The sequence below is a fragment of the Candidatus Seribacter sulfatis genome, from assembly GCF_964187635.1.
Classification (GTDB): Bacteria; Verrucomicrobiota; Verrucomicrobiia; order Opitutales; family Seribacteraceae; genus Seribacter; species Seribacter sulfatis.
This window is the reverse complement of the sequence record NZ_CAXLMO010000114.1, coordinates 1-11,753: the sequence shown is the minus strand read 5'-3', so window position 1 is coordinate 11,753 and position 11,753 is coordinate 1. Positions and strand designations below refer to the sequence as shown.

Sequence of the window (11,753 nt, the reverse complement as noted above, 5' to 3'; positions counted from 1 at the left end):
GGACCCGATTGGTCAGTTCATACGGATCCTTCGCTATATTAAATAACAGTTCCTGCTTACTGGAACGCCATAGTTTCCAGTCGCCGAAACGGACTACCTGAGTGTGCCAGAAATCCCAGAACATCGGTTCCGATCTTTTAATTTTGGAGACTTGCCCGGTCAACCGGGGAAGCAGATCCACCCCGTCAAACTCTTCAGGGATCACTCCGCCTCCGGCCTTAAGGGTTGTTGCAGTAAGATCAAGCGTGGTCACCATCTCTTGAATGACCGTGCCGGGAATAATTTTGCCTTTCCAGTAAGCAAACATGGGTACCCGTATCCCTCCCTCGAACAGGCTGCCTTTTTCACCACGCATGGGCACATTGTTCGATCCATTCCAGACTCCGCCTTTTGTTCCCGGTGCTCCTGCAGGCAGACCCGGTTCTTCTCTCCCCATTTTACTTGGGGCACCATTATCGCTGGCGAAGAGAACCATGGTGTTCTCTTCAAGGCCGTGCTCAAGAAGTTTGGTCATCACTCCACCCACCGCGTCGTCAATGGATTTGATCAGTGCCAAGCCCATCCTTCTTCGGTCATCTCTCCAATCATCATAATGAGGATAATCGAGCTTGGGGAATTTCTTGTAATAAGGATCCGACCTCTTGATCAGTGGGATATGCGGAGCATAGAGCGGTAGGTAGAGAAAGAACGGCTTATCTCCAGTCTGGCTGAAGTCGATAAAAGATTCGCCGTACTTACCCTGAAGGATCACACGATTGGCGATTCCTTCGGGTAAGCCTTTCCTTTCCTGATGCTCCACAGCCTTGCCATCGAGCGAAAGATTGGTTGATCCGCTTTCCATGGAACCGACCCAGTAGTAGTCAAAGCCACGCGCTCGTGGATCGTGCTTTGGGTTTGAACTGTTCGACGGTCCCAAGTGCCACTTGCCGGAGAAGCCGGTTAGATAGCCTAGCTTTTTCATCCGGTCCGCTATGGTAAGAACTGGCTTGCCAGCCATATCCGTACCTTTGGGATAAATTCGGGGCATAAGACCGCTGCCCTCCCCCGCATCGCTTTGATTGTGGGGAAAAGCAAACTCATTCTGTACCCGGCCAACCATCAACCCGGCTCGTGAAGGCACACACTGCGGGGCCGAACTGTAGCCTGCGGTCATTAAAGCCCCTCCCCGGGCAAGCCGATCCATAATCGGGGTATCAACATGTTTGTCGATGCCAAGTACACCCAGATCAGTGTATCCATAATCATCCGTGTAGATCAGAATAACATTGGGTGTCTTATCCTTAGCAGAAACCTGCAAGCCGAATACTACAAAGAGTGATATTACAATGAATGTATAATTTTTCATTTGAAGAGTTGTCCTCCTGTTCGAAGCCTTATTAAGATGCTAGCTTAGATTAATAAAAGGGGGGTCTAGTCTGTACAGTCCCAAAGTCTTACATAGTCAAAAAGGATTTCGCATTCGGGTCCACCCTTGAATGTGAAACGGTGATTTCCATTGGCCTTTGGATTTATGATTGTCACCTTTTCGTGCTCATAGGTATTTCCATGTCCATTAACCAGTACGCGAATCTTCCCCAATTCATATTCGATGACTAAATCGATCCATTTATTTAATGCCATGTCAGATATAGGCTCAAAGAAGGAGGGTCCATCGGGAAGTTTCACGCGGTGCCCCCCGTCTTTTACAATCCCAAGATTAATCATGTGATGCCCGATCTGAAAGGATGGACGTCCCGCCGTAAGCTCAGGCTTGGCAAACTGATAGCGTAAATGCATTACGAACTTTTTAGGAATTCGGTTAATGTGTGCAACCGGTTCCAAACCGAGGTGATGATCCCGTTTAAGGGCCTTCATTGCCTCCTCCTTGGATTTAAAAAGAGGACCGACGATCAAGATCCCATCCTTGATTTTCTTACCCTTGGGTTGCCCCCAAAACTCTTTGTTTACAGCACCAATAAAATCATCGGAATAGATCAGTTTCCCTGACTTAAAAAGTTCGGATTTGAACACAGTTGGCGCAGATTTATTGGATGCACTGCTATCGTCAAGTAGGGATAATTCTGAACGCCTTTGTTTTTCGATTTCAAAGTTATTTATTGGATCGGATGGATTTTCAGAAGCGAAAACAGGGCACAGCGTGAAAAGAAGGCAATAGATTGAAGAAACTAATTTCATAATGTTTTAAATGTTATGAGTTTCCATTTTCTTACTCTTAAATCTTTTCCTTCAAACAAATTCTGTCTGAGAGTTTTGCTTCTGATGCACTTTTAGCTAGTCAAAACGTAAAGAAATTTTGTTAAATCAATTCGTTCCCAAAATTTTATTTTTTAAACAATATCCACCCATGATTAGCTACGACTACCACTGCGACGAAAACGGAGAAACTATTACTGTGAGTCACAGTATCAAAGAAACTCTGACCAACTGGGGGCAACTATGCTCGCTGGCCAACCATCACATGGGAAGTACGCCTCCCTTTACCCCGGTTCGTCGGCTTATTTCCTGCCAGGAGTCCGAGCCAGATGAATCCACCCTATCTATGTTTTCAAAATCGAAATCGAGTGACGGTGGATGCAGTTGCTGCTAAAACCCAAGGCATTTTTAAACTAAGTAACTGAAACCGCTTTAAAGAAAGCGGTGTCAGAACTAGTTTATTATTTGATCAACTGGGCAATCGAAGGAACTCCTTTTTCAGGAACATCCACACCGCAGGTCCAAACGATCGCGTTGAGTATTACAGTACGCCAATTGTCTCTCGCCCAGGTGTTGTGATAGTGCCCACCGGTGGTACCAAAGCCACGGCCTTTACCATTGGGGCGCTCATAGGCCCAACCAATATGCTGAATTTCTCCAGCGGCCATGGATTTACGGACATGAGGATTGTTCGAATGAGGACCATCCTTACGGTTCATGGTTTCCTTGGGAGGGTGAGCTGAAAGAATAGGAGTAACTCCCTTCATTTCTGGCTGAAAGCGCATGTGAAAATACCACTCGTCCTTTTGGGTAAATGGTTTAACTCCACGGGTAATCGGATGCTTGGGAAGGGATTTAAAGTCAGCAGTCCAGTGCGGGTTAACCGACCAATGGGTCTCAAAATAGCCACCCATAGCTTCACGCATAAGAACCCCTGCCCTGCCGATCGGCACCTCCACGGCATAGTGCATAAAAACAAAACCAACTCCCGAATCGATCAGTTTCTCAAACTGGTCAAGATGGTTCATCACCAAGTGTCCTTTACCACCATTGCAAAAGATCACCACAGAATCAGCTCCATCAAAAACCTTGGCATCGGTGGGCCACCCTTTGTACTGGGCGGTATCAAAACCTAACCCACTCTCTTCAAGTGCGTTGGCAAGAATGGCATTACCGCTCTCATGAGCGTGAACCGCCGTGTTTTTACCCTTATCAGCAAGAAAAACGACTTTCTTGTTTTTAGCAAAAGACAGGGAAGAAAAAGCCAGAACTGACAGCGTGAAAGCGAGGAGAATGCGTGGTAGTGATATCATTAGGTTAATTTTGATTATAATATTGAAAACGAATACTAAAATTTCGGGTTTCTGATAAGCATAAATTGGATACATACCATCTTATTAAATCATAGAGGTATTTATAAATTTGTTTGGATAGACTAGTTAAGAGTGGCAGGACCTTTAAGGTATCCAAGGGAAACCAAAAACTTGTCCACCTCAAGCATAGTCTCCGTGTACATTGCATTGAAGAAACCATGCTTTGCATCTTTGTACCAGTGGAGATCACAACGGCCACCCACTTTCTCGATCTTTTTCTTAAATAGTTCTCCAGTCGCAACTGGAATGAGATTATCCTTCGTTCCGCAAATAAATATGGTGGGGGGAATCCCTCTTCTAATATTGTGCATGGGGGAAAAGTCTTTCCAGTACTCCTCCACCCGCGAGTATCCATATCCCTTTTCACTGTTGTCGATTACCGGATTGAAAAGCAGCAGGGCCTGGGGTTTGGGGCTAATGGACAAGTCGTCACTTGATTCATCAAAGGCTTTGATCGTCGCCGTTGTGGCAGCCACATGTCCTCCGGCGGATCCTCCGCCCGCAATGATCTTTTCTGGATCCACTCCTAATTTCGCCGCATTTCCACGTATCCAGCGAACCGCTGACTTGCCGTCACTGACACAGGCCTTTGGCTCCGTCTTATGTTTACTTTTCGTCCGATAGTCCGCAGCAAAAGCAACCATTCCACGGGATGCCAGGTAATCCGCATGCCGGGAAAACTGGGTGTACGATCCGCCGCTCCATCCGCCCCCGAAAAAAAAGACCACCGCCGGCCGCTTATCCGTCTTTTTCCAATTATCCGGATAATAAGTATGAAGAAAAAGTTTTCCCTGGGGAGTATTTTTGTACTCAAGAACTTCATCAGGGCTTACATTATCCCGAGCAAATGAACTCAGGCAGAAAAGGGTCGTTAAAAAAAGAATGGATGAATATCTAAAAATCATCTTCCAAAGATGATTCGATTGAGTAAAACTGACAAGAGTACAATCTTTAGATACCCAATATAATCCATTATGACCCTTCGCTTTCTTACCCTTGTTACAGTCTTTTTCTCCACCCTTACGCTCACAGCAGATGACCGTCCGAATGTGCTCTTCATTGCAGTCGACGACCTGAACCATTGGGTGAGCCACCTGGGTCGTAACTCACAGGCCAAGACCCCGAATATTGATCGTCTTGCAGCCATGGGCATCACCTTCACCAACGCACACACGGCGGTTCCTGCCTGCGAGCCTTCCCGTTGTGCCCTCATGAGTGGCCGGCGTCCATGGGTAAGCGGATGCTACAAAAACGGACATGCTTGGCGGAAATATCAAAAGCCGGGCGAAGGGTTATCCGCCCAGTTTTTACAAGCCGGGTATTATGTTTCCGGAGCCGGTAAGATTTACCACCAAATGGATGTTTTGAACGAGGAGTGGAGTGATTACATGGACAAAGGAAACTTATCCGGTAACGGTCCGGGAGTCGACAAGTACGACGGGTACCATATCGAAAAAACTTTTCCGGATTTAAAGGATGAAGACATTGTGGATTGGCACTCGGTTGATTACTGCGTGGAACGACTTTCGAAAAAGCGTAAGAAGCCATACTTCATCGCCTGTGGACTCTATAAACCCCACCTGGCATTTGTGGCACCACGCAAATATTATGAAGACTTCCCTCTAGATAAAATCAAGCTCCCACCTCACATTGAAAATGATCTCGATGACATACCCCCGGCGGGAATTAAAATGGCCAATCCGCAGGCTGACCATGCCAAGTTTTTGAAAAGTGGGCGCTGGAAAGCTGCGATTCAGTCGTACCTCGCCACCTGTGCCTACACAGATATGAATGTGGGCAGACTCCTCGATGCCTTTGAGAAAAGTCCTGACCGCAAGAATACCATCATCGTATTCTGGAGCGACCATGGATGGTCACTCGGTGAAAAACAACATTGGAGAAAATTTGCTCTCTGGGAAGAGACCACCCGTATCCCAATGATATGGGTGACACCGGGGGTTACCAAGCCCGGGACGAAATGCAGTCAACCTGTCGACACCATGAGCATATACCCTACCCTATGCTCCTTGACTGGAGTTAAAAAACCTGACCATGTAAGCGGTCACGACATCTCTGTTCTCCTGCAAAACCCCAAGGCTAAATGGAAACACCCTGCCATCACCACTCATGGACGCGGAAACCATTCGGTGCGTACCGCAAACGAAAGATTCATCCGGTATGCCGACGGATCTGAGGAGTACTATGACCATACAAAGGATCCCTATGAATGGAAGAACCTGGCCGCAACTTCCGACCTGAGCCGGTTCAAAAAATGGTTACCAAAAAAGGAAGTGGCCAGCCAAGTCCTGAAGAAAAATTCCAAGAAGCCGAAAAAATAAGACTAATCGAAAAGAACCACGATCCCCTCGTAATTCTTATTTTTCTTTTTCCTAACTTTGATGACGGCATCGGCCCTGAATGAAGAGAGCCGGCTTCTCATTAGACTGAAGGCTTCCTGCTTATCTTTGGGTCTTCCTTCGGTATAAATTCTGGCCACTTCCCTGTAATTTCTTTCAAGATCTCCTTCGGTAACAATCACACTTTCTGGATTTTTGCTCTCATAGTTTTCAGCCTTCCTGTATGGGTCATCCCATGAATAAGGACTGATCCGGGTAGTGGGACTACCAGCACAACCTGACAAAAGCAAAGATAGTAGAGGGATCAGTGAATATATGAATACCCTCAATCTACAACCGAGTGGATTCAATTTAGGAATCTCGATCCGGCCCGGAATCAATCTCGTTAAGGTTTTCCTGAAGCGACTTAATAGCTTGATTCTGTTGGATGATTTTTTCACGCATTTGACCAAGGGAACCGCAGACCAGAGCAAGCAAACTACCCATCACAATATAGGGACTTGCTTCCGAAGCCATACCCATGACCAGGAGGAAAAATGCTAAAATGATCGGAATCCAGCAGGGTACATAAATGAAAAACCCCATTTTTTTGGAGGCGAACTTCTGGTTATCCTCTTCCTGAGCCTTCTTTTCTAAACGAGACATATAATTGTTCATACAAACACTTCATGTCATAGAGTGAAGATTTCTTACATCCTATTTTTAACTCAGACCGGTAAGCGTACCCGTACTGCTGGCAAACTTTGATTTATCAATACCCATATTTTCCAGCATACTTACATAGAGGTTGGCCAGTGGAGCATTATTGTCTGAATTGAAGGCAAGGTGCTGCCCGTGCTTAAAACCTCCTCCAGCTAAAATAACGGGAAGGTTTTTATTGTTGTGAATATTTGCATCCCCCATGTGGCAACCATAGAGCACCATGGTGTTATCCAACAGAGTACCGTTAGTCTCCTCCACGTCATTGAGACCTTGCAACAATTCGTTGAGCAATTCCATTTGCCCGATCTCGATTTCGGCAAGCTGTTTCAGCTTGGCTTCATCTTTACCATGGTGAGAAATATTGTGATATCCGCCTATGGTGCGTCCATCACCAAAATCGACACCTGGCGTACGGACACTACCCAGAAACAGGGTTATCACCCGGGTGGAGTCAGTCTGTAGAGCGAGACGGGACATATCGTTCATCATACGGATCATCTCAAAAAACTGCTGTTTATCAGAGGGATAGTCGGGCATCTCCACATCAACCTTTGGCTTTGGTAATGTTTCCCAGGCCTGCGCTTCACTTAATCGTAGTTCCAAACTGCGAACCGCTGTTTCATATTGATCGATTCGCTCCCGATCGGTGGCCGTAATCCGTTTGTTGAGGTCCTTGCTTTGGCCCATCACCACATCAAGAATACTTCCCCTACGCTTCAGACGTTCAACTTGTGCTCGCATAGCCTTCTCATCCCCTTGCAAAAACATTTTTTTGTAAAGTTCAGAAGCACTCTTGATGGTAGGAATCTCTACGCCTGCCTGCGTGTACGACAGACTTCTTGAGTCATTAATAGAAAGAGAAAAGGAGCGAAATCTGGTTTCGTGCCCGATCTCGTTGGCAATGAGTTGGTCGAGGGAAATGGTATTTCGAAAACTCGCTCGGCCAGGATGAGGAGCAGCGGTGAGAAATGACTTATCCGCCCGATGCCCACCATCAACCCCCGGATGGGATAAGCCACTGAAAACCGTGAACTTGTCCCGGTGATCCGCGATCTTCTCCAGGTAACTGGAAAGTTCATAATTGCGACCTGCCCCTTTCGGAAAAAACAATTTGGGAATGAAGCCCAAATCCTGATTGATGGCAATCATGCGACGTGGCGATAGTTGGCCTGGAGAAGCACCAAATGATTCAAGCATGGGTAGACCAAGGCTTATACCGGCGGCACGAAGGAAATTTCTACGGTTTGTTTTCATGATCATTTTCTTAAAAAAAGCGGGCTCTCTACGATGGCATGTATAATACTGCGAACTCCATAATCAGATGACTTCGTCTGATCCAAAATGGCTGTCACCTCATCACGGTCCGAAAATGCCACCGGAGCACCCGTAGCATAAACAATCAATTGATGGACCAGATTACGGGCGATGACTTCCTTGTCCTGCAGAAGCAGTTTTTTGAATTCATTGATTCCGTCAAAGGCTTCTCCTTTATACATCCGGCCTGATGAATCGACCTCTGAACCGATGTAATGGACAAACTCATTACCGCTCCGGCCAAGGCCTGCGATACGTTTGGATCCTTCGCCGAGTGATCGGTAGTTGTCACGCCAACGCCCCATCACATCAAAGCTTTCGAGAGCAAACCCGGGCGGATCAATCTTTGCGTGGCAACTCGCACAACTCGGATCCTCACGATGTTTGGCAAGTAACTCCCGAATGGTTTTCGCACCCCGGATGTCCGGCTCCACAGCAGGCACGGAAGGTGGGGGTGGAGACGGATGATAACCAAGCAAACGCTCCAGCACATAAACTCCTCTCAAGACGGGAGAAGTAACGGTGCCATTAGCAGTAACTTTGAGCACGGAGGCCTGTGTCAGAATTCCTCCATACGGACTTTGCGAAGGAAGTTTAGTGCGTTTAAAGACAGGTCCCTGCAGTCCGTCTACTCCATAATGCCGGGCGAGGCGTTCATCGAGGAATGTGTAGTCCGAATCGATCAACCCAGCAGCGGACCGATTGTTGACGATCAGGTCTGCAAAAAAGAGCTGACTTTCCTTCACCATCGAACTCACCAACCACCAATCGCCAGCGTACTCCGGGTAAAGTTCACGATCGGGGTCTGTATCGTTGATCTCATCCAGCTTGAGCCAGGAGTTAAGAAATTTCTGCACGAAACGGTTGAACTCAGGCTTATCGATCAATCGGTCAACCTGCTTCTTCAAGTTTCCGGCGACCCGCAACTTTCCGGTGCGGGCCAGTTTGCTAAGCGTTTCATCCGGCATCGATTCTCCGAGGAAGAAGGAGAGTCGCTCCGCCAAGGCAAAGTCATCGAGTTTGCCGGGTTGGCTGCATTGGAAAAGAAACTCTGGAGAAGCCAGTACTGCCGAGAAGGTAGCAATCATTGCCTCAGTGAAAGAAGTTTCTTCAAGAAGAACTTGGGCATATTGATAAAACCGATCGAATTCCTTCTCTGTAACGGGACGTCGATAAGCCCGTTCAATGAAACCGGTAAGTACCCTAGCCGCATCTTCAGACGGGTTTTCAGAGAGAGCCACGATATGTTTGGCGCCCTTCTCGAAAGGCAGATCTCCAAACAACGCAAGGTAGGACGGTGGCGGCCATTTTTCGATAAGCGGTCCATCCACTTCCATCCAATGAAAAGCGACACCGGGAAACCCGTCATCGGTTTTTGGAATGGTATGCGGCATTGCCGGAACCATGGGTGAAGGCAGACGCATACAATCGAGTTTCACCATGCCGCCCTTTTCCATAAAGGCATTCAGTTCAAAGACTTGAGGCTCACCCGGTGGTGCTTCAAATGTGCCGATGGGCAACATGCTCTGGGTATTGGGTTCATACAGGGTCGAAGAGTAGACCTTGACAGGTTCACTGCGTTTACCGGGAAAAATACGGTCGTCGACAGGGGTTGGGTAGCGCCGAGAGGCATCGAGGACGAGATCGGGGTAGAAGCGTGGTTTCTTATCCCCCTCCCATTCAACATAGTCCGTCTGCCGAATCACGGATTTTGCTTTGATACGGATGCGGTAGTTCCCACGAACGGGTGCTTTATAATCATCAAAGCCGTAATAAAAAGGTGTGTACGCACCCCGGAAAATCGCAGTGGAGCTTTCTTCAAGGTAAGTCGATAGATCTCTTTTATTTTCAAGTTCATCCAGATGCACGAACTGTACGGCATCGGCAATCAGGTAGCCTTCCGTACCCTTGTCTGAAAGAGAAACCGCTGCGCGTATGGGACCAGATTCTTTTTTATCGAAGCTAAATTGACCGAGCGGAAACCACAGATTGTCTATGGTCGGTTTGACGGATTGATCAATGAGGAGACGGGTATTTCCTTTGGCATGATGAACGGTGTAAGGGGCAGCGTTGCTCAGACTTTCTCCTCCGCAGAAACTTACGCGCACTTCGTATGTACCGGGTTTAGGTAATACGGTCTTCCAGGTTATTTCGTGGGGGCCATTGTTCTTTGCAGTGGCCAGGTAATGCTTACCCAAATGGTTGGCTCGACGAGTGGACTTTTTCCATGGTCCGATACGCTCCGTATCGGTGTCGTCAACCACAACGCTGTTAATTTTACGGTTCAGACCCAGTTTGCGAAAGGAATACTCGTCATTGATTTCCAGCCCATCAAGGGCTAGCGAAAACCGGGTCCACGCCGGATTACCTCCTGGTGCCCACATTCTTCTCTGCTCGCGTGCATACACACGCTTGGTAGTCGAGCTAGGCTTCTTTTCAGGAAAATCAAGGGCACGCCTTAAGGCAAATTCTGCCACATCGAGATAGGCGTCGACCTGAACATGGGATACATCCAGGGCAGTGCCCACTTTGGCAAAGCCATGCACTTCACCGTCCAATGGTAGTTGCCCGGCAATTTTAAGATAAGGATCGTGCAGAAGATCACGGAGGACATTTTCATATTCAAACCGGTTAATCCTTCTCGAAACCGATCGTCCATTTAGAGCATAGGCAAGTTCGCGTGCTTCAAGAATCATCTTCCCCAAAGCCTGGGTCAACTCTTCCCTTTCAAAATCCTGCACCTTACTCTTTTTAGGAGGCGGCATCTCCTTTGACTTTATCCGGTCGTGAATCTTTACCCAGATGCTTTCGTTATAGGAATCTTCCGGCTGCCAAGTAAGCGAGAGAAAGTCCAAACCACCCTCAGTAATTTCGTCATCATGACAATCCATGCAATGATTCTCAAAGAACAATTCCAACTTTTCCGGTAATTTTGCAGATAATCCTGCGGAGCCTAAGTTAAACAGGCTCAAGAGGAGGATAATCGACTGCTCCTTCAGCCGAAAATTTAAAATCTGATTTCCAATCACAAATTCAATATGTTCAAAAACAGGTTAACCTTACGGTTTACTAACTCAAGAATACATTTAGTTGTTCTAAATGTTTTGAGATTATGAAGTAAGCGAAGAAGTTACTTCAATTCCTTAATCCGAATGTTATCGAACAAAACCTTGCCTTGCTTACCGGAATGGATTTGCAGGGCAAAGAAGCCCTTTAGGTATTCATCATTTTTCCAGTGGGCAGCGGGTACCCCGTTCACCCAGGTCTTCACCACATTGTTCTTGGCATGTATGGTGACCCGGTTCCATTCCCCGTTCTTGCGGGCAGCGCGAATCTCTTTGTGTTCCTCAAGCCACAAAGGATACCAGTATCCCCCACAGCTTTGTCCATAAATACCACCAGACCATCCACGCCCTTTGTTCTCCTCTTCCATTTCCGCCTGCGGTCCATATACCTGATTCTCTCCCTTCAATTTCGCCCGGAACATGATCCCGGAATTACTGTTTACAACCCACTTCATATCGCAGGTGAAAATAAAGTTTTCATACTCCCGCTCGGTGGAAAGGTACGTGCTGGGCGATCCGGGTATACAGGTGCCGACGATCGCCCCATCCTCGACCTCAAACTTGCATGTGCCTCCCCTTGGGGTCCAGCCCTTCAGATCCTTGCCGTTGAAAAGATCAACAAAGCCTTTTTTCAGATTGGGTTCCGGATCGGTATTCAAAAGCATGTCCGCCGGATCCGGAGCATTCTGCTGTTTGACATATTTTTTATGCCAACTGGCCTGACTCGGATCGATCGACTTACCGTAGGC

The 11,753-nt window shown here is 47.3% G+C and carries 11 protein-coding genes; 2 read left to right on the top strand and 9 right to left on the bottom strand.

Features of this window, described 5'->3' with window-relative positions; all coding sequences use genetic code 11:
• Both ACKPQ5_RS10420 and ACKPQ5_RS10415 read right to left on the bottom strand, forming a co-directional pair.
• Window positions 1–1,345 (bottom strand): sulfatase-like hydrolase/transferase (locus tag ACKPQ5_RS10420; protein WP_407679047.1); only part of this gene is annotated, 1,345 nt, incomplete at its 3' end.
• Window positions 1,346–1,410: 65 nt separating this feature from the next.
• Window positions 1,411–2,175 carry a hypothetical protein gene (locus ACKPQ5_RS10415; protein ID WP_407679046.1) on the bottom strand — a complete coding sequence of 255 codons (765 nt, stop codon included), beginning with the start codon at window positions 2,173–2,175 and terminating at the stop codon, window positions 1,411–1,413.
• Window positions 2,176–2,344: 169 nt separating this feature from the next.
• Between ACKPQ5_RS10415 and ACKPQ5_RS10410 the strand changes: the two genes are divergently transcribed.
• Window positions 2,345–2,587 carry a zinc ribbon domain-containing protein gene (locus ACKPQ5_RS10410; protein WP_407679045.1) on the top strand — a complete coding sequence of 81 codons (243 nt, stop codon included), beginning with the start codon at window positions 2,345–2,347 and terminating at the stop codon, window positions 2,585–2,587.
• 67 nt (window positions 2,588–2,654) lie between these two features.
• Here the strand turns inward: ACKPQ5_RS10410 and ACKPQ5_RS10405 are convergent, their stop codons facing one another.
• Both ACKPQ5_RS10405 and ACKPQ5_RS10400 read right to left on the bottom strand, forming a co-directional pair.
• The gene (locus ACKPQ5_RS10405) at window positions 2,655–3,506 is read right to left on the bottom strand and encodes a ThuA domain-containing protein (protein WP_407679044.1); all 852 of its coding nucleotides are present in this window, start codon (window positions 3,504–3,506) and stop codon (window positions 2,655–2,657) included.
• A gap of 122 nt (window positions 3,507–3,628) precedes the next feature.
• Window positions 3,629–4,471, bottom strand: coding sequence for an alpha/beta hydrolase (locus ACKPQ5_RS10400; protein WP_407679043.1), 843 nt, complete (start codon window positions 4,469–4,471; stop codon window positions 3,629–3,631).
• 69 nt (window positions 4,472–4,540) lie between these two features.
• Here ACKPQ5_RS10400 and ACKPQ5_RS10395 point away from each other — a divergent pair, with 69 nt between their 5' ends.
• A complete protein-coding gene (locus tag ACKPQ5_RS10395) occupies window positions 4,541–5,905 on the top strand; it encodes a sulfatase (RefSeq protein WP_407679042.1) in 1,365 nt (454 codons plus the stop codon).
• A gap of 2 nt (window positions 5,906–5,907) precedes the next feature.
• On the opposite strand, the gene ACKPQ5_RS10390 is transcribed toward ACKPQ5_RS10395, so the two are convergent.
• The 5 genes from ACKPQ5_RS10390 to ACKPQ5_RS10370 all read right to left on the bottom strand — a co-directional run.
• A complete protein-coding gene (locus ACKPQ5_RS10390) occupies window positions 5,908–6,252 on the bottom strand; it encodes a hypothetical protein (RefSeq protein ID WP_407679041.1) in 345 nt (114 codons plus the stop codon).
• Window positions 6,253–6,274: 22 nt separating this feature from the next.
• Entirely contained in the window at window positions 6,275–6,580 is a 306-nt protein-coding gene (locus ACKPQ5_RS10385) for a hypothetical protein (RefSeq protein WP_407679040.1), read from the bottom strand.
• 45 nt (window positions 6,581–6,625) lie between these two features.
• Entirely contained in the window at window positions 6,626–7,879 is a 1,254-nt protein-coding gene (locus ACKPQ5_RS10380) for a DUF1552 domain-containing protein (protein ID WP_407679039.1), read from the bottom strand.
• A 2-nt stretch (window positions 7,880–7,881) separates the two neighbouring features.
• Entirely contained in the window at window positions 7,882–10,911 is a 3,030-nt protein-coding gene (locus tag ACKPQ5_RS10375; protein ID WP_407679038.1) for a DUF1592 domain-containing protein, read from the bottom strand.
• Between the two features lie 158 nt (window positions 10,912–11,069).
• Window positions 11,070–11,753, bottom strand: a 684-nt coding sequence (locus tag ACKPQ5_RS10370) for a 3-keto-disaccharide hydrolase (protein ID WP_407679037.1), incomplete at its 5' end; no start/stop codon positions are given.